At 60.0% G+C, this 18,411-nt stretch carries 20 protein-coding genes; 15 read left to right on the top strand and 5 right to left on the bottom strand.

The annotated features are described in order from the left end of the window. Positions 1–72 precede the first annotated feature (72 nt). The 4 genes from GOX21_RS13650 (at position 73) to uvrC (ending at position 4,967) form a co-directional block, all read left to right on the top strand. Complete coding sequence (locus GOX21_RS13650; RefSeq protein ID WP_170350743.1) at positions 73–870, top strand: S49 family peptidase; 798 nt, start codon at positions 73–75, stop codon at positions 868–870. Between the two features lie 168 nt (positions 871–1,038). Then, positions 1,039–2,001 carry a calcium/sodium antiporter gene (locus tag GOX21_RS13645; protein ID WP_170350742.1) on the top strand — a complete coding sequence of 321 codons (963 nt, stop codon included), beginning with the start codon at positions 1,039–1,041 and terminating at the stop codon, positions 1,999–2,001. A gap of 21 nt (positions 2,002–2,022) precedes the next feature. Continuing rightward, positions 2,023–2,802 (top strand): SDR family oxidoreductase, encoded by a 780-nt coding sequence (locus GOX21_RS13640; protein WP_170377864.1) that lies wholly within the window; start codon positions 2,023–2,025, stop codon positions 2,800–2,802. A 290-nt stretch (positions 2,803–3,092) separates the two neighbouring features. After that, on the top strand, positions 3,093–4,967 hold the full coding sequence (uvrC, locus tag GOX21_RS13635) for an excinuclease ABC subunit UvrC (protein ID WP_170377916.1): 1,875 nt from the start codon (positions 3,093–3,095) through the stop codon (positions 4,965–4,967). Here uvrC and GOX21_RS13630 read toward each other — a convergent pair. After that, positions 4,964–5,848, bottom strand: coding sequence for a DMT family transporter (locus tag GOX21_RS13630; RefSeq protein ID WP_170361254.1), 885 nt, complete (start codon positions 5,846–5,848; stop codon positions 4,964–4,966). The two genes, uvrC and GOX21_RS13630, sit on opposite strands and share 4 nt — an antisense overlap. Before the next feature lie 181 nt (positions 5,849–6,029). Here GOX21_RS13630 and pgsA point away from each other — a divergent pair, with 181 nt between their 5' ends. From pgsA to GOX21_RS13615, 3 genes are read left to right on the top strand one after another with little or no spacing between them, the layout of a single operon-like run. Further along, the gene (gene pgsA, locus GOX21_RS13625) at positions 6,030–6,698 is read left to right on the top strand and encodes a CDP-diacylglycerol--glycerol-3-phosphate 3-phosphatidyltransferase (RefSeq protein WP_170350739.1); all 669 of its coding nucleotides are present in this window, start codon (positions 6,030–6,032) and stop codon (positions 6,696–6,698) included. A gap of 3 nt (positions 6,699–6,701) precedes the next feature. Continuing rightward, entirely contained in the window at positions 6,702–6,947 is a 246-nt protein-coding gene (moaD, locus tag GOX21_RS13620) for a molybdopterin converting factor subunit 1 (protein WP_170350738.1), read from the top strand. Between the two features lies 1 nt (position 6,948). Next, positions 6,949–7,392 (top strand): molybdenum cofactor biosynthesis protein MoaE, encoded by a 444-nt coding sequence (locus GOX21_RS13615; protein ID WP_170377862.1) that lies wholly within the window; start codon positions 6,949–6,951, stop codon positions 7,390–7,392. Positions 7,393–7,428: 36 nt separating this feature from the next. Here GOX21_RS13615 and GOX21_RS13610 read toward each other — a convergent pair whose 3' ends face one another. From GOX21_RS13610 to ubiA, 4 genes are all read right to left on the bottom strand, one after another. Beyond that, positions 7,429–8,247 (bottom strand): isocitrate lyase/PEP mutase family protein, encoded by an 819-nt coding sequence (locus GOX21_RS13610; RefSeq protein WP_170377860.1) that lies wholly within the window; start codon positions 8,245–8,247, stop codon positions 7,429–7,431. 68 nt (positions 8,248–8,315) lie between these two features. Beyond that, on the bottom strand, positions 8,316–8,636 hold the full coding sequence (locus GOX21_RS13605; RefSeq protein ID WP_058281823.1) for a hypothetical protein: 321 nt from the start codon (positions 8,634–8,636) through the stop codon (positions 8,316–8,318). Position 8,637: 1 nt separating this feature from the next. After that, positions 8,638–10,554: an OmpA family protein gene (locus GOX21_RS13600; protein WP_170377859.1), complete on the bottom strand. Its 1,917-nt coding sequence runs from the start codon at positions 10,552–10,554 to the stop codon at positions 8,638–8,640. Positions 10,555–10,618: 64 nt separating this feature from the next. Continuing rightward, a complete protein-coding gene (ubiA, locus tag GOX21_RS13595; protein WP_170350734.1) occupies positions 10,619–11,581 on the bottom strand; it encodes a 4-hydroxybenzoate octaprenyltransferase in 963 nt (320 codons plus the stop codon). Positions 11,582–11,593: 12 nt separating this feature from the next. On the opposite strand from ubiA, the gene GOX21_RS13590 reads away from it, so the two are divergent. The 8 genes from GOX21_RS13590 (at position 11,594) to GOX21_RS13555 (ending at position 18,397) form a co-directional block, all read left to right on the top strand. Continuing rightward, on the top strand, positions 11,594–12,319 hold the full coding sequence (locus tag GOX21_RS13590) for a 16S rRNA (uracil(1498)-N(3))-methyltransferase (RefSeq protein ID WP_170377858.1): 726 nt from the start codon (positions 11,594–11,596) through the stop codon (positions 12,317–12,319). After that, positions 12,316–13,164 carry a GNAT family N-acetyltransferase gene (locus tag GOX21_RS13585; protein WP_170377857.1) on the top strand — a complete coding sequence of 283 codons (849 nt, stop codon included), beginning with the start codon at positions 12,316–12,318 and terminating at the stop codon, positions 13,162–13,164. The genes GOX21_RS13590 and GOX21_RS13585 overlap by 4 nt, the downstream gene beginning before the upstream one ends. After that, on the top strand, positions 13,161–13,688 hold the full coding sequence (locus GOX21_RS13580) for a hypothetical protein (RefSeq protein ID WP_170377856.1): 528 nt from the start codon (positions 13,161–13,163) through the stop codon (positions 13,686–13,688). Before GOX21_RS13585 ends, GOX21_RS13580 begins: the two co-directional genes overlap by 4 nt. Before the next feature lie 64 nt (positions 13,689–13,752). Further along, complete coding sequence (locus GOX21_RS13575; RefSeq protein WP_170377854.1) at positions 13,753–15,123, top strand: glutamate--cysteine ligase; 1,371 nt, start codon at positions 13,753–13,755, stop codon at positions 15,121–15,123. Positions 15,124–15,205: 82 nt separating this feature from the next. Beyond that, positions 15,206–16,279: a phenylalanine--tRNA ligase subunit alpha gene (pheS, locus tag GOX21_RS13570; protein ID WP_170327268.1), complete on the top strand. Its 1,074-nt coding sequence runs from the start codon at positions 15,206–15,208 to the stop codon at positions 16,277–16,279. Then, positions 16,276–16,917 (top strand): hypothetical protein, encoded by a 642-nt coding sequence (locus tag GOX21_RS13565; RefSeq protein WP_170377852.1) that lies wholly within the window; start codon positions 16,276–16,278, stop codon positions 16,915–16,917. Before pheS ends, GOX21_RS13565 begins: the two co-directional genes overlap by 4 nt. A gap of 208 nt (positions 16,918–17,125) precedes the next feature. Then, positions 17,126–17,920, top strand: coding sequence for an alpha/beta hydrolase family esterase (locus GOX21_RS13560; RefSeq protein WP_170377850.1), 795 nt, complete (start codon positions 17,126–17,128; stop codon positions 17,918–17,920). 69 nt (positions 17,921–17,989) lie between these two features. Further along, complete coding sequence (locus GOX21_RS13555; protein WP_170377848.1) at positions 17,990–18,397, top strand: cupin domain-containing protein; 408 nt, start codon at positions 17,990–17,992, stop codon at positions 18,395–18,397. The last annotated feature ends 14 nt before the right edge of the window (positions 18,398–18,411 follow it).

The raw sequence follows: 18,411 nt of genomic DNA, 5'->3' as shown, positions 1-18,411 counted from the left end.
ATGTGTTCACGTCACGTCTATCGGTAAATCGGTCCCTTGTTTACCGGTTGGGGGCACTCTACATCGGCACCCATGAAACTCAGCCTGCCGTTTATTAAAAAGCAACCCTGCGTGGCCGTTGTGCGCCTGTCCGGTGCAATCGGAATGGCCGGTCGTGGATCGATGTCCGACACTGCGCTGGCACCCGTACTTGAGAAAGCCTTTCGCAAGGGCAAACCTGCCGCCGTCGCGCTTGAGGTCAACTCGCCCGGTGGATCGCCGGTGCAAAGCTCTCTGATCGGCGCGCGTATTCGACGGTTATCTGAGGAATTGAATGTTCCTGTCATTGCTTTTGTCGAAGACGTGGCAGCCTCGGGCGGATATTGGCTGGCAGCAGCCGCGGATGAGATTTACGCCGATGACAGTTCGGTTCTGGGGTCGATTGGGGTGATCTCTTCGGGTTTCGGCGCGCATGTCCTTTTGCGAAAACAGGGTATCGAGCGCCGCGTGCATACTGCCGGCAAATCGAAGTCTATGCTGGACCCGTTTGCACCCGAGAAAAAAGAAGACGTCGCTCGGCTGGAAGTGCTGTTGGCTGACATTCACGAAAATTTCATCACCCATGTCAAAACCCGGCGCGGCGGCAAGCTGGATGAAAGTCAGGACCTGTTCACGGGCGAGGTCTGGCTGGCCCGGCGCGCGCAGGAACTGGGGCTGATTGATGGCATCGCGCATCTGAAGCCCAAGTTGCAGGAACGCTTTGGCGAAAAGGTCAAGTTCCGCCGCTATGGGCTGCGCAAACCTCTCTGGTCGCGCTTTGGGGCTTCGCTGGCACAGGATGCCGTTGCCGGCCTTGAGGAGCGTGCAGCCTACGCGCGTTTCGGTTTGTGACGTGATTATCAAGATTGTCACCCTGTTTCTGATCGCCATGGGTGTGCTGGCGATGTTCGGAAAGCTGCGCTTTCCGGGGCAAAAGAGGCTGCAATCGTCCAGGTGTCCGCGCTGCGGGCGGTTCAGGATCGGCAAAGGCCCCTGCGCCTGCGAAAAAGGAGGCCGGACATGACGGCATGGCTGTTATCCGGCCTTGGATTGCTGATCTTGTTGCTGGCGGGTGATGCGCTGGTACGCGGTGCGGTAAACCTGAGCCTGCGCATGGGCGTGCCTGCATTGATCGTTAGCCTGACCATCGTAGCCTTTGGCACATCAGCGCCCGAGCTTTTGATTGCGATCAGCGCGATCAAGGAGAACGCGCCGGGGATTGCGCTGGGCAACGTGGTCGGGTCGAACACGGCGAATATCTTGCTGGTTCTGGGCCTGCCTGCTTTGCTGGCCACGTTGCACACCAGCGAATGCGACAGTCGCAAGAACTATGTTTTCATGCTGCTCGCTTCGGTTCTGTTCATCGGGCTGGCATTCTGTGGCGTGTTCAACATGTTCAGCGGGGCCATTCTGCTGGCTGCGCTGGCTCTTGTTCTGTGGAATGCGTTCCGCGAGGCCTATGCGCATCGCAAGGCCTGTGGTGAGGCTTGTGCCGACGATGATGAGTTGGAAGGTCTGGAAGAGGCTGATCCCAACATGGCCTATTGGAAGGTTTCGGTCTACCTGGTGTTGGGCCTGATCGGTCTGCCCATGGGCGCGCATCTTCTTGTCGACAACGCGACCGTCATTGCGCGCACCTATGGGGTCAGCGAAACGGTGATCGGCCTCACACTGGTTGCCGTGGGAACATCCCTGCCGGAATTGGCCACCACGGTGATGGCGGCGCTGCGGCGTCAGGCGGATGTGGCGCTGGGCAATGTGATCGGGTCAAACATGTTCAACCTGCTGGCCATTGTCGGGATTGCCACGTTGGTTGGCCCTATTCCCGTCGACCCGGAATTCCTTGAATTTGACTTGTGGGTCATGTTGGGCGCGTCGCTGTTGCTGATCCCGTTCGTGTTTTTCAAGCGGGACATCACGCGCGCCTGGGGCATTGTGTTGACTCTGCTCTACGCGGTCTATGTCATCGTTTTGTTGGCGTAACGTGACGAAGAGGGATCATTCATGACCCGAGTCTTAGTGACCGGTGCCGGAATTCGCCTTGGCCGGGCCATGGCGCTGTATCTGGCGAGTCGCGGCTATGATGTAGCTGTACACTATGCCACCTCTGAACAACCCGCGCTGGAGACCGTGGCTGAGGTTCAGACGCTGGGGCGCAAGGCGGTCGCCTTGCAGGCCGATCTGCTGGATGAGGCACAAGTCAGCGCCCTGCTGCCCCGCGCGGCTAAGGCGCTGGGCGGACCGATCACCTGTCTGGTCAACAATGCCTCTATCTTTGAATACGACAATATCCACACGGCCACGCGACAAAGCTGGGACCGTCACATGGACAGCAACCTGCGCGCGCCTTTTGTGTTGACGCAGGCGATGTCTGATCAGGGCCTGACGCCCGACATGGACGACGCCGGTGAACCCGTTGCCACCGGGCTGATCATCAACATGGTCGACATGCGCGTGCGCAAGCTGACCCCCGAGTTCATGTCCTACACCATTGCCAAGATGGGCCTGTGGGCACTGACCCGTACCGCCGCGCAGGCGCTGACCCCTGCGATCCGCGTCAACGCCATCGGGCCGGGCCCCACCATGCAGGGCCATCGCCAGAGCGAAGACCACTTCAAGGCACAGCGCGCCAACACAGTTCTCGAGCGGGGCGCGAACCCGTCGGATATCACCGCCGCGCTGGGCTATTTTTTGGACGCGCATGCGGTGACTGGACAGCTGTTATGCGTGGATGGCGGGCAACATCTGGGCTGGCAGACACCGGATGTTCTGGGCGTAGAATAAGTAATTCTGCCGTAAGTTTTGCACCGCTCGCGTTCCTGTTACCTGCACGTTACAAAAATGTCTTTTTTTTCATACACTTGTCATGTGTAGGAAATAGTTTCATTTAAAAACAACAAGTTAAAATGCTGCCTAATTTTTGTGCAGATCAAGGAATCCTTAATGAAACAAGGGAAATTCGCGATGCCCGGAAACTTATCTCCACAGTTATCCACAGAAACCGTGGATTTGTTTTCTCTTGATCTGAAAGGCACAAGATTGCAGCCATGGTCAGAGAATCATATCTCAGGCCCATGACCATCCAAGACGACCCAACATCGAACGCTCAGCCCACCGGCTATGCCATCATTCAGCGCTATGTAAAAACGCTGGACAGCTCACCCGGTGTGTATCGGATGCTGGATGGTGACAGCCGGGTTTTGTATGTCGGAAAGGCGCGAAACCTGAAGGCGCGGGTGTCGAATTATGCGCGCCCCGGCCATTCTGGACGGATCGAACGGATGATCGCGGCAACCGCCTCGATGATGTTCCTGACCACTCGGACCGAAACCGAGGCACTGCTGCTGGAACAGAACCTGATCAAGCAGCTCAAGCCCAAGTACAACGTGCTGCTGCGGGACGACAAAAGTTTCCCGAATATTCTGGTGGCCAAAGACCACTCCTTTCCGCAGATCAAGAAACATCGTGGGGCAAAGAAAGAAAAGGGCGCCTATTTCGGACCCTTTGCAAATGCAGGGGCGGTGAACCGGACACTGAACCAGCTGCAAAAGGCATTCCTGCTGCGCAATTGTTCGGATTCCATGTTCGATAGCCGCACAAGGCCCTGCCTGTTGTATCAGATCAAGCGATGTTCAGGGCCTTGTGTCGGGTTAATCTCCGAGGAGGATTACCGCGAAAGCGTAAAGGATGCGGAACGCTTCCTGTCGGGCCGGTCGACCAAGGTGCAAGAGGAACTGGCCGAGCAGATGATGGCCGCCTCCGAGGCGATGGAGTTCGAGCGTGCCGCCAGCCTGCGCGACCGCATCCGGGCGCTGACACAGGTGCAGACGTCTCAAGGCATCAACCCGCGCGGTGTGGCCGAAGCGGATGTGATCGGCCTGTATATGGACAGCGGTCAAGCCTGCGTTCAGGTGTTTTTCATCCGGGCCAACCAGAACTGGGGCAACAAGGATTTCTATCCTCGTGTAGGGCCGGACGTGTCCCCGGCCGAGGTGATGGAGGCGTTCCTTGGTCAGTTCTACGACAACAAGGAACCACCCCGGCAGCTGATCCTGTCGGATGCCATCGAAAACGCCGATCTGATGCAAGAAGCGCTGACCGAGAAGGCCGGGCGCAAGGTGGAGATCCTGGTGCCGCAACGCGGCGAAAAGCAGGAACTGGTCGCCGGTGCCCTGCGCAATGCGCGTGAGTCGCTGGCCCGCCGCATGTCGGAAAGCGCTACACAGGCCAAGCTGCTGCGCGGTGTGGCCGAGGCGTTTGATCTTGATACCCCGCCGGGCCGGATCGAAGTGTATGACAACAGCCACATACAAGGCACCAATGCTGTGGGCGGCATGATTGTGGCCGGCCCCGAAGGGTTCATGAAAAACGCCTATCGCAAGTTCAACATTCGCGGCGATGATCTGACCCCCGGCGACGATTTTGGCATGATGAAAGAGGTTCTGAATCGCCGCTTCACCCGCCTGCAAAAAGAGGACCCGGATCGCGAAAAGGGGCTGTGGCCCGATCTGCTGCTGATAGACGGCGGTGCAGGGCAGGTCAGTGCCGTGCATGAGATTATGCAAACCCACGGCGTCGAGGATATCCCGATGGTGGGTGTCGCCAAAGGTGTCGATCGGGATCACGGCAAGGAAGAATTCCATCGCATCGGCCAACGCCCCTTTGCCCTGAAACGCAACGATCCGGTGCTGTACTTCATTCAGCGCTTGCGGGACGAGGCACACAGGTTCGCCATTGGCACCCACCGGGCAAAGCGCGCCAAAGCCGTGGGGGCGACCCCGTTGGACGAAATCCCCGGTGTGGGCGCGGCACGCAAACGCGCTTTGCTGGCCCATTTCGGCAGTGCCAAGGCGGTCAGCCGGGCCAACTTGGCCGATCTCAAGGCGGTGGACGGTATCTCAGCCGGGTTGGCGCAGAAGGTTTATGACTTCTTCCACGACAAGGGCTAGACCTGCCGTCCGCGCCACAGGATATAAAGACCCGAGGCCACGATCAGCCCGCTACCGATCCACATGGTCTGATCCAGCCTTTCGCCAAACATAACTACGCCCAGGCCGACGCCGAACAGCAGGCGGGAATAGCGGAACGGCGTGACGGCCGAAACCTCTCCTGTCCTCATGGCTTTCATCAGCGATGCGTAGGCGGCTGTTCCCATCAGGACGGCTCCGCCAACATGCAGGCTGGTGTGCAGGTCCACGGGTGCCAGTGGCGCACCTTCCCAGAACCGATAGGCCAGCCCGGCGACGATGATGCAGAGAAAGCCGTAAAACCCCAGCACCTCGGTTCCCAGTGTGGCCGGTGCGGCCCGGCTGGCCAGATCACGCCCAGCAAAACCCAGCATCCCCAGCACGGCCAGAATGGACAGGGCCGTGAAACTGTCTCCGGTTGGTTGGATGATCACCACCACGCCGATCAGGCCGATCAGGATGGCGCTCCACCGTCGCCAGCCGACCGTTTCGCCAAAGAACAAGGCCGCTCCGGCGACCACGACCAGCGGCGTGGCCTGTAGGATCACCGTGGCCGCCGACAGAGGTGTCAGTGTGATCGCCAGCACATAGAACAGCCGCCCGAAGATTTCGAATAGCACGCGCACTTTCATCGGTCGCGACAGCACATCCGGGTGAAACAATCGTGTTCCGCGGACGATCGCGACAATCGCAAAGACCACTGTTCCGCCCGCGCCGAACAACAACAGAATCTGCCATATAGGTAACGTGGCCGAGGCCCCCTTGAGCAGCGCGTCCTCTAACGCGAACAGCGCCATGGCCGAGATCATCCAGGCGCTGCCGATCAGATTTGATCGGGGATCGGTTTGAATATGTGTTGTCATTGCTCTGCCACGTAGAAACCGCGCCAATCTGACCGTAAAGGGATCGCGCGCCAAGGGGGTATCTGGCTGAGAGTTCCAGCTTGCGACCCTTTGACCAACCGTGCCGCAACTGCCTGTGATCGGGTCCGTTTTTTGCGGTGCCGTCTTTTATGTCTGCAACCAGCGATGTAATGTCCAAACCATGAAGTGGAACCTGCCCAATATCCTGACCGTGCTACGCCTTATTGCAGCCCCCGGTCTGGCCGTGATGTTTCTGTATTTTACCCGACCCTATGCGGACTGGTTCGCGCTGATCCTGTTTTTAACAGCGGCGATCACCGACTGGTTCGACGGCTATCTGGCCCGCGCGTGGAAACAAGAAACCAAGATCGGGGCCATGTTGGACCCGATTGCCGACAAGGCGATGGTGGTGATCGCGCTGATGATCCTTGTGGGCTATTCAGCCGAACATTGGACGCCGTGGCTGGTGCTGCCCGCCACCGTGATCTTGTTCCGCGAAGTGTTCGTGTCAGGCCTGCGCGAATATCTGGGCGACACGGCCGGAACGCTGAAGGTGACGAAGCTGGCGAAATGGAAAACCACGGCACAGATGGTGGCGATAGCGGTGCTGTTTTCGCAGGGTATCTTTGAGCATAATTTCGTGATGGGCTCTTTCGGGATGAACCCGGAATTGATTGATCAGGCTCTGACCGGGCAGATCGAGGATGTGAACCACCTGCGCTGGCATCTGGAAGGCATGTTCTGGTCGGGTCGCGTTGGGCTGTGGCTGTTGTGGATTGCCGCGACGCTGACATTGATCACCGGCTATGACTACCTACGTAAAGCCATGCCCCATCTGAAGGAGAGCTAAGCGATGGACGTGCTGTATTTCGCCTGGGTGCGCGAACGGATCGGTCTGCCGAAAGAGCGGGTCGAGACCGACGCCGCAACGGTTTCCGATCTGGTTGCCGAACTCAGCGCGCGCGAGGACCGCTATGCCGCAGCTTTCGCAGACCTGTCCGCGCTGCGGGTGGCGCTGGATCAGGAACTGTCGGACTTTGACGCTTCGCTGACCGGCGTGCGCGAAGTGGCGTTTTTCCCGCCCATGACAGGCGGTTAAGATGCGCATTGCGGTTCAGGAAGAAGAGTTCGATCTCGGGGTTGAGGCCAACGTCTTTGCCGCCGGTGACGACGCCAACGGGGCGATTGTGACCTTCACCGGTGTTGTGCGCGATCTGGCCTCGGGCGATCTGGATGTGATGGAGATCGAGCATTACCCCGGCATGACTGAACGGGCCCTTACCAAGATTGCCGAAGAAGCGCAGCAGCGCTGGTCTTTAGGCGATGTGCTGGTGATCCACCGTCACGGACGGCTGGCACCGGGGGACCGGATCATGATGGTCGCCACGGCCGCGCGGCACCGTAAGGATGCGTTTGAGGCGGCGGAGTACCTGATGGATTATCTGAAATCCCGCGCACCGTTCTGGAAGAAGGAAATCACCAATTCCGGCGCGCAATGGGTCGACGCCAAGGACGAAGACGAAGACGCGCTGAACCGCTGGTGACATTGCCAGCCGTGCACAGAATGTGACCGTCCAATCTCAACTCAAAAGCCTGTTAAGTTCTTCGCCGGGGATCGCATCCGCCGAATAGCTGAAGGTGCCTTTTGATTTCACTTCGTCAGCCGCCCGCTTCAATGCGCCAAACGCAGCGCGCGCAAATGACCCGCCGACGCTGATCCGTCGAACGCCTGCGTCGGAAAGTTCGGATACGGAATAGACAGGTCCGCTGAGTCCCATCACCACATTCACCGGTTTGTCGACTTCGCGGCACACGGTTCTGATTGCGTCCAAATCCGGCAGACCGGGGGCGTACAACACGGCAGCGCCTGCTTCGGAAAACAGCTGCAAGCGTTTGATCGTGTCACCCAGGTCCGCGCGGCCCCAAAGGTAATTCTCTGCCCTTGCGGTCAACAGGAAAGGCAAGCCTGCCGCGACTTCTGCAGCAGCCTGAATGCGCTCAACCGATTGGTGCAGATCATAGATCGGGGCATCTGGATTGCCTGTCGCGTCTTCGATCGATCCGCCAACCAAACCGATTTCCGCCGCCATGCGAATGGTCTGGGCGCAGGCCTCAGGCTCATGCCCAAAGCCCGCCTCAAGGTCGGCGGAAACGGGCAGGGGAACCGCTTTGACGATGTCTGAGGCATTGTCCAGCAACTCATCCCTGCTTAGGTCAGCAAAAGAGTCGCGTTTGCCTTTTGTGAACGCATAGCCGGCACTGGTTGTCGCTAAGGCTTCAAAGCCCAAATTGGACAGCAACCGGGCCGAGCCCGCGTCCCAGGGGTTGGGCATGACAAAAGCCTTGGACCCAAAGTGCAGGTCTCTGAACTGTTCGAATTTGACTCTTTGATTTGACATGGATCGCCCTCACGTTTGGGACGACCCTACAGCAATGTAACCGGAATCAGAGCGAAAAATCCGGTTCCTCAATCTGCGTTGTTGATACGTCCACGCAGTTCTTCGGCCTCTTGTCGAGCGGCCCGCAGACCGTCCATGGCGGCGGCCAGTTCAGCCTCGGCCTGGGTCAGTTGATTGGTCAGTTCGGCCTCGCGCTGTTGCAGGTAGGTGATCGCCTGATCGCGGGTTTCCTCGGCCTCGTGCAGCTCTTGGCTCATGCGGTCCAGATCGGCCACGTCACTTTGGCGCACGCGAGACAGGCGATGGGCCAGCCAGTTGGCGAACCAGCCCATGCAAAAGGCCGAGAACAGGATAATGGCGGTGGCGATGATGAATTCGATTCTGTTCAACTTACTGGTCCCCTGCATCCGCGTCTGAGGCGGTATTGTCCGTCTGTTCGCCCTCGATCATTTCCGCCTCGATCGCGTCCAGCCCGGTTTCCGGGTTCTCAATCGGTTCGGGCCGGATAAGGCGGAACTCGATCCGGCGGTTTTCTTCGCGGCCTTCTTCGGTGTCGTTATCGGCAATGGGCTGCGTTTCCCCGTATCCCATGGCAGTGAAACTGGCGGTGGGCACCCGGCGCGCGCGCAGCTCGTTCAGGATCGATTGCGCCCTCGATTGGCTCAGCTGTTGGTTCATCTCTTCCCGGCCCTGACTGTCGGTGTGGCCCTGAATCTCAAGCCTGATGGGGCCGCATTCGCGCAAGATGTCAGCAATCTGGTTCACCGTATCACGCGAGTCGGTGGCAACAGTGGCCGAGCCAGGTTCAAAGGCGATCTTGGTGCCCGCCTGAACCTCGGCGATGCGTTCCTCGCAAACTTCGGGATCAGGCAGTTTGTCGGCGGGTTCGGGGGGTTCCTGATGGGTGATCGACAGGGTGAATTCCTGTGCGTCGCCCAGCTTCTCGGACAACAGACCCGCGATCTGCGCCTTTGTGTCGGGGTCATGGCTGACACCGGACAACTCAAGATCATCCGGCGTCACCGTCAAAGCACCGTTATGCAGTTGGGCCAGCGCCTCAAGCCCGGTCAGAATGCGCACGGGCCAGCCCGTCGGCAACCCTTCGGGCGCAATGCGGGTTGCGGTGTGGACCTGTTCCGACCCAAAGGCGGCGCGGGCATAGCTGTCGACCATGTCGCGCTGGGTTTCGTCGCCCAGCCGTCCGCGTATCTGCACCAACCCCTCGGGGCTGCGTGTGGCGGTGAATTCGGGGGGGCCGGAAACGGCATCGGTTTCCGGGGGCGGTAGGATCGCGTGCAGGGCAAAGACCGGAGGCAGCGCATTTTCAAGCTCGCCCACCACGCGATCAAAGGTCCCGGCATCGGTGCCCTGCGCCGCTGCCAGCGTGATATCCGCATCCGACATCGTAACCGATCCGCCACCCAGATCCGCCAGCGCCTGAATGCTCAGCGTGGCGGCGTCAGACCAACGTGGCGAGGGTACGCCCAATCCGATGGTGCAGGAGTAGGTGGCGCTCAGACCGGCCTCTTTCGCTGCGGCAATAATGGCATCGCGGGCTTTTTCGTCTTGCGCCGAACAGGCGTCGAACTGGCCGCCATTTTCGTCGATCAAAAACCGCAACGTAAAAGGCGTGATCACCGGGCGCGGGGCCGAGATCGCCAGGCCGATCCGCAGGCTGGGCGGCGCGGCACGGGTAAGGCTTTGTTCCAGCCGTTCCTTTTCCTGCTGGCTGTCCGCAATTGCGGTGATCTTGACCAGACCCGGGCTGGCCGAGATCTTGGCGCGGGGTAGGCTGGTCAGCGACTCGACGGCATAGGTGATCGCGGCGTCCCAGCCTTTTGGCTTGGGGTAATCGGCGGTTTCCATCAGGTCTGACACTTGGCTGCCATCGCTCAGATCACGCAGCCGCTCCACCAGTGCCTCGCGGTCCTGACTGGCTGGGATCAGGCCGATCACGGAAATCCCGCTGTCGTTGCGCAAAATCTCAGCGGAAAACCGGGGGGCGGCCAGTTGTGAGGTCGGCGCCACATTCATCTCGTCGATCACACGCGAGGTATCGACCTCGGTCCCGGCTGCGGTCAGGGCGTTAAATCGAGTGGCCTCATCCGTGGCAGTACCCGTTAGCACTACGCGCAACCCGTCGGAATACACCTCGGCCCAATCGTGCCCCTTCAGGTCCAGCGCACGGCGCACGGCAAATTCAGAGGACTCTTCGACCTTGGTCACCGCAAAGCTGGCCGCCAACAGGCAAAGGCCAGCCGACACGAGGAAGATAAAGGCTACGGCAAAGATATAGGGCAAACGCATGTGCGGGTTAACGACTCCTCAGGCGAATGTGCGAACTCTTACCTAGCCCCGCGCCAAGGTGCAATCAGAGCAACAGTGCGACGCAGAGGAAGATCAGCGGAATAAGGCCGGTGTCCCGATTGGCGCGGAACAATTGCAGCAGCTTCGCGTTATCCTCAAGATCCAGCCCGCGCAATTGCCAAGCCATGTGCCAGCCCATCGCCCATGGCCCGGCCAAGGCCACGGCCAAAGACATGATTGAGGCTTGTGCCAGCGCCCCGTCGATAATGGCCAGACCCATCAGGAAAACCGTCGCCACCAGAAAGTACTTCAGCCAGCGCCCTGTATCGGTGCCAAATAGCCGGGCGGTGGATTTGATGCCAATCAACTCATCATCTTCTGCGTCCTGATGGGCATAGATCGTGTCATAGAACAGCGTCCAGGCGATACCTGCCAAGTACAATATGATTGCAGGCGCACTGACCGTGCCCGTATGCGCGGCCCAGGCCAACAGGATGCCCCAGTTGAAGGCAAGCCCCAGAAACACCTGCGGCCACCATGTGAACCGTTTGGCAAAGGGATAGATCGTCACCGGCAGTAGCGACAGCACGCCCATGGCGATGGCGGCCTGGTTGAAGGTCAGCAGAATCCCCAGCGCCATCAGGCATTGTAGGCCCATCCAGATCACCGCCTGCCGCACACTGACTTGACCGGATGGAATCGGGCGCGAGCGTGTGCGCTCCACCTGCCCGTCAAATTCGCGATCGGTGATGTCGTTCCACGTACAGCCTGCTCCGCGCATCAGGAATGCGCCGAGGGCGCAGCCGATGGCGATCCACAGATCCTCCCACCTGGGATTGCCGTCGCTAAGGATCGCCAGCGCCAGACCCCACCAGCACGGAATCAGCAGCAACCACGTACCGATGGGCCGGTCCGCGCGGCTGAGGCGCAGATAGGGGCGGGTGAATTCAGGCGCGTGGGTGTCGACCCAGTTGCCGGATACGGCATCGGCGACCTGGCCGTCTGGTGTTGGGGCGTTGCCTTGCATATGTAAGGCCTCATGAGTGCAAAGATCAGACTGTATGTAGAGCACCCTCTGGGTCAGGGGCAATCCGTTGATTTGACGCGCGAGCAGGCTCATTACCTGTTCGGTGTCATGCGCATGGCTGCGGGCGGCCACGTGGCCCTGTTCAATGGCCGGGACGGAGAGTGGTTGGCCGAGGTTGCCGAAGCGGGAAAGCGCAGTGGCGTTCTGACCTGTGTGGAACAGACCAAGCCGCTGCAAATGCCGCCCGATCTGTGGTTCCTGTTCGCGCCGATCAAAAAGGCGCGCACTGATTTCATCGTTGAAAAGGCGGCGGAAATGGGTGCGGCTCGGATCCTGCCCGTGCAGACCGAGTTCACCAATTCCGAACGTATCCGACAGGACCGCCTGCAAGCCCACGCGGTTGAGGCCGCCGAGCAATGCGGAGGCACCTTCGTGCCCGAGGTCGCCGATCTACAACGGCTTGACCGTGTTCTGGATGCATGGCCCGATGGCCGTCAGCTGATGTTTTGTAACGAGGCCGAAGTTGGGTCGGCGCTGCGCTTGGCGGCACAGGAGAAGGGGCAGCCCTGGGCCATACTGATCGGCCCCGAGGGCGGCTTTTCGGATCGTGAACGCACGCGTCTTGTTGGCTTGCCCTTTGCCCATGTGGTCAGTCTGGGCCCGCGTATCCTGCGCGCCGATACGGCGGCCGTTGCGGCGCTGACCATGTGGCAGCAGGCGCTGGGGGATTGGTCGTGACATGGCAATTAGCGCAAGCCGCTGATGCGCCAAAGATCGACGCATTTCTTTCGCAGCATATTCAGACCTCGATGTTCCCGTTGGCCAATCTGCGGGATCATGGTTTGTGTGGGTCTCACCCGCGTGCGGTGAATTTCTGGGTTCTGGGGAATGAACCACGGGCCGTGTTTGGCATCACCAACGAAGGCATGGTCCTGCCACAATGTCCCGACTGTTCCGGTCAGGAGCTTGCAGACGCGATTGCTCTGATCCGTGGCCGCAAGCTGTTTGGGCTGGCTGCCGAGGCGGTGCAGGCACGCAGGATCATGCGGCTGGCCGGGTGGGAAGGTCGCCCCGCGACGCTGAACAGTGATGAGCCGGGTTTCTCGCTGGATTTGGACCAGCTTGTGCTGCCTAATGCCGAGGGCGCCGAAATTGTGCCCTTGGGCGAAGTCGACAAGGCGGTCACTGAAGGGTGGCGTGAACGTTATCTGATCGAGGCAATGGATTTCGATCCAGAACGCTCGCAGAAACAGGCGGGCGAGGATTATCTGGCGTATACAGCCCGCGATTCTCACCGGGTTCTGCTGATCGACGGACAGCCGGTTGCCATGACCGGATTCAACGCCCGCCTGCCCGAGATTGTACAAATCGGCGGCGTCTATACACCGCCCAACCTTCGCGGCCATGGCTACGCCCGCTTAGCGGTTGCGCTGCATCTGCTTGAGGCGTGCCGAGCCGGAGTGACCCGTGCAGTTCTGTTCGCGGCTTCCGATTCCGCCGCGCGTGCCTATATCGGAATCGGATTTCAACCGGCGGGGCAGTATTCACTGATCCTGTTCACAAACCCCGAGGACACGGCATGAGTTTCATCCGACCCGAAGCCAAACTGACCCTGTGGCGCTGGCGCGAAGTGCTGGTGGCGGGGGCTGTCCTGCTGGTGGGGCTCAGCTGGATCAGCGGCCCCGGTGGGTTGCTGGGATGGCTCGGCTGGGTGCTGGTTCTGGTCTCAGTCGCGCTTGCGGTCATCGGCATTCAGCGTGCCCGCTTCCGCACCGGGGCCGGTGGACCGGGCGTAGTAACCATTGACGAAGGCCAGATCACTTATCTGGGCCCGTTGGACGGCGGCATAGTCGCTGCGCGTGAAATTGAGCGTCTGGCGCTGGACCCGACGTCGTCGCCTGCGCATTGGGTGCTGGAACAACCGGGTCAGCCGGTGCTTCACATTCCTGTGAATGCCGAAGGGGCCGAGGCGCTGTTCGATGTCTTCTCGGCGCTGCCGGGGCTAAAAACCGAACAAATGCTGGCGGAACTAAACAGCGGCGCGCCACATCAGGTGGTGATCTGGGAACGCACGCCCACGCGCCCGGCGCATCTCAGGCTGCATTGACACTGGCGCGGTTTGCCCCCACGACTGACCAAACGACAGACACATCAGGATCGGAGCGCGACTCATGTCCATCCCCCAGTCCGGCGGCGGACCGATCGAACGCCATGAGCAACTGGCTGAATATTTGGAATCGGGCTGCAAGCCCAAACAGGATTGGCGCATCGGGACCGAACATGAAAAGTTCGGCTATTGCAAAGACACGCTGAAGCCGCTGCCCTATGAGGGCGAGCGCTCGATTCTGGCCGTGCTCAAAGGTCTGCGCGACCTGCACGATTGGGAGCCGCTGGAAGAAAACGGCAAGCTGATCGGCCTGCAAAAAGACGGCGCCAATGTCTCGCTCGAACCCGGTGGACAGTTGGAACTGTCGGGTGCGCCTTTGGAAACCATCCATGAGACCTGTGACGAGGTGAACGCGCATCTGCGCGACGTGAAGGATATTGCTGACAAGATCGGCGTCGGCTTCATCGGTCTTGGTGCCGCGCCAACGTGGTCGCACGACGATATGCCGCTGATGCCCAAGGGCCGTTACAAGCTGATGAATGACTACATGGAGAAAGTCGGCACCATGGGTCGGTCGATGATGCGCCGGACTTGCACGGTGCAGGTCAATATCGACTTTGGGTCCGAGGCCGACATGGTGCAGAAACTGCGGGTCGCGCTGGCCTTGCAACCGGTGGCAACGGCGCTGTTCGCCAACTCTCCGTTCTTCGATGGCAAACCCAACGGCCAGAAAAGCTGGCGCAGCTATATCTGGCAGCATCTCGACGATGCGCGTACCGGGATGCTGCCCTTTGTGTTCGAGGACGGGTTCGGGTTCGAACGCTGGGTCCAATACGCGTTGGATGTGCCGATGTATTTCGTCTATCGCGACGGTCAGTATATCGACGCGTTGGGACAGTCCTTCCGCGACTTCCTGCAGGGCAAACTGCCCGCGCTGCCGGGTGAAACGCCGACCCTGTCGGATTGGGCCGATCACTTAACCACGGCCTTCCCCGAGGCGCGGATCAAGAAGTTCATGGAGATGCGCGGCGCTGATGGGGGCCCTTGGCGACGCCTGTGTGCGCTGCCTGCGTTCTGGGTTGGCCTGACCTATGATCAGGGTGCATTGGATGCAGCCTGGGATCTGGTCAAAGGCTGGGACGCGGAAACTCGCGAGGCATTGCGTGTCGAGGCCGCGAAGGACGGGCTGCAGGCACAGGTCGGCAACATCAACATGCACGATCTGGCACGCGAGGTGGTCTCGATTTCCGAGGCCGGTCTGAAATCCCGTGCCTTCCCTGGTGCAGGTGGCCTGGTCCCGGATGAGACGCATTTCCTCAACGCGCTGAAGGACAGCATCGAAACCGGCAAGGTTCCGGCGGATGAGTTGCTGGATCACTACAATGGCGATTGGAATGGCGATCTGACGCGGGTGTTCCCGGAATACAGCTATTGATCCGCGCCGTGCGGCTTGCATTCACCGGGATTGGCCGATAGCAGGTTCTGGACCAAATTCAGGGGCCAGTTCGGAAAGCGTGATGGACGATCTTAAGGCAAAATATCTGGGGCAGATCGCCGAAGCAGGCGACGAAAACGCGCTTGAGGCGATCCGCGTCGCCGCCGTGGGCAAAAAGGGCGAGGTCGCGCTGAAGATGCGCGAGCTGGGTAAAATGACGCCCGAGGAGCGGCAGGTCGCAGGCCCGGCGCTGAACGCCCTGAAGGACGAAATCAACTCGGCCCTGTCCGCCAAGAAATCCGCGCTGGCCGATGCCGCACTGGATGAGCGTCTGCGCACCGAATGGCTGGACGTCACCCTGCCGACCCGCGCGCGCCGTCAGGGCTCGATTCACCCGATCAGCCAGGCGACCGAGGAACTGACCGCGATCTTTGCCGAACTGGGCTTTTCGGTGGCCGAAGGGCCGCGGATCGAAGACGATTGGTACAACTTTGACGCCCTGAACATCCCCGGCCACCACCCCGCGCGGGCCGAGATGGACACGTTCTATATGCACCGCGCCGAGGGCGATAACCGCCCGCCGCACGTGCTGCGCACCCATACCTCGCCAGTGCAGATTCGGTCGATGGAGAAACAGGGCGCGCCGATCCGTGTCATCTGTCCGGGCGGCGTCTACCGCGCCGACTATGACCAGACCCACACGCCGATGTTCCATCAGGTCGAGGGGCTGGCTATCGACAAGGACATCTCGATGGCGAACCTGAAATGGGTTCTGGAAGAATTTGTGAAGGCGTTCTTTGAGGTCGACGATGTCGAACTGCGCTTCCGGGCCTCACACTTCCCCTTCACCGAGCCGTCGGCCGAGGTCGATATCCGCTGTTCCTGGGATAACGGTCAGCTGAAGATCGGCGAGGGCGACGACTGGATGGAGATCCTGGGCTCGGGCATGGTCCACCCCAAGGTGATTGCGGCTGGTGGCATCGACCCCGAAGTTTATCAGGGCTTTGCCTTTGGCATCGGCATCGACCGTCTGGCGATGCTGAAATACGGCATTCCTGACCTGCGCGCGTTCTTTGACAGCGACCTGCGCTGGCTGAGACACTACGGATTTGCGGCGCTGGATATGCCGAACCTGCATGGTGGTTTGTCTCGGTGAGCGAAGTCGAAGTGATTACGGCATGCGAGAATGTGTGCCGTGACTTCTATTGGGTTGGTCCAGTAACTGAATGGCTTAGAAATCTGGCAATCGTGATCGGTGTTGGGGTTGCTTACGTGCAGCTCAATGCATGGAGACGGGAACATGTTTCAAAACGAACGGCAGAGACTGCTGAGCAACTGTTGAGTGTCGCGTTGAACGTCAAACTTGCGATTGCCAGTGTCCGAAGCGTTATGGAGCAAGTACGCGCTGACGCGGATGATACTCGGCAAGAAATAATTGATATGAAGCTCAATCGCCTAGCAAGCTACAAAGAGGATTTTGAACGCTTGCGAGAACTACAAGTTCTTCATGAAGCATATGTCGGTTCCAATGACGTCAAATCGGCTGTCGACGAATTGTTTGACGTACGACAAGAAGTCTACGCTGCGTTGGCTACGCTAAGCGGCTGGAATTTGGCGGCAAACCCTAGGCCTGAGCACGTTGAGCTTTACCAGCAGCTTAATAAAGCGATGTACTCTACGGGAGGGCAGTACGATGAGCTGACTCCTCGCGTGGATGCCGCAATTGAAACACTTAGTCAGATGCTTTTGCCGGAAATCAGGATGGAGAGAAAGCAGTGGAGCAAAGGCCGATAGGCCGCCGCGCCATCGCCAGACCGCCCGCACGGGCTGGCGATTTGTCTCCGCAAGCACTCCGATTGAACGATACACGGACTTGGTAAGTATAAATCGCCCACCACAAACCGAGGATCGCCATCCCGCGGTCTGGCGACAACGCGGCTTGTTACATGCGCCCACGGGGTTGTGACGTGACAGCGGGCGCAGGCTCGCTAGGGTTCGACGGATGATTTACCGACTGCTCTGCTTCTTCCTGCTGACCGCCACTCAAACCTCTGCAATCGAATCCTGTCACGGCGATACCGCCTGCCAGGTCGGTGACCGCTCGTATCATGTGCTGGAACCTGACGGGTGGGATGGCGAAACGCCTCTGCCGGTGTTGCTGCATTTCCACGGCTGGGCGCGGCAGGGGAATGTGGTGGTGAACCATGAGCGCATCGCGGGGGCCACGAAATTGCGCGGCGTGTTGCTGGTGGCGCCGAACGGGTTGGGCAAAAGCTGGGATTTCTGGACCTCGGATACCGGCGACGTGCCTTTTGCCGACCGGGTGCTTGAGGACGTGGCCAAACGCTATCCCATTGACCCGGAGCGCATCTATGTCTCGGGTTATTCCTTTGGTGGTGCGATGGCGTGGCGCTATGTCTGCCAGTCGGGCAATGACACGGCGGCGCTATTAGCCGTTGCGGGCAGCATCCGCCAGACTGAGGAGTGCCCGCAGGCCCCGCGTGAGGTGCGCCATGTGCATGGCCTCAGCGATACGGTGATGGATTTCCCCTATGGCTCGGATGGCGACACCACCTATCCGGTGGCGCTGTGGCGGCAGAAATACGGCTGCCACGACGCGACCCCGCGTGGAGATTGGAGCGTGGTGCCGATCCTGACGCTCAGCCGCATGGAGTGGACCGATTGCGCGCAGGGGCAGGTGGTGTTGGACACGCATCCGGGCGGGCATTTCATCCCCCACGGCTGGATCGGACGGCAGTTGGATGAATTGTTGGGCCGCACCCCAAGCTATCCCTGAACCGTTTGACATCGCCGTGCGTCCCCCTTCCAGTTAGGCGAAACGATCTGACACGGGATTCCTTGCCGCATGAAACTGCTTTTGCCCTTCGCCCTGATCCTTGCCGCCGCACCGGTCTTTGCACGTGACACCTATCCACCGGTTGACTTGCTGCTGCAGACCGAAACTTCGGTCATCGGCGAGGCGCTGGAATATCCCGACGGCACCCCGCAGATCACCATGGCCATCGTCACCATGCAGCCCGGTCAGAAAACCGGCCTGCACCGTCATGACGCTCCGCTGGCGGCCTATATCCTTGAAGGTGAGATCACCGTCGATTACGGCGACGCGGGCAGCCGGACCTATAAGGAAGGTGATGCGCTGGTTGAGGCGTTCCGGTCGCCCCATGCCGGTGAGAATACCGGCGACGGGATCGCGCGGATTTTGGCGGTGTTTGCTGGATCGGACAGCGTTGCCAACACAGTGACCGCGGAGTAGGCGCGGCGGTTCTA

Origin of the sequence: Ruegeria atlantica (assembly GCF_013032005.1) — a bacterium.
Lineage (GTDB): Bacteria > Pseudomonadota > Alphaproteobacteria > Rhodobacterales > Rhodobacteraceae > Ruegeria > Ruegeria atlantica_A.
This window is presented reverse-complemented; position numbering and strand designations above follow the sequence as displayed.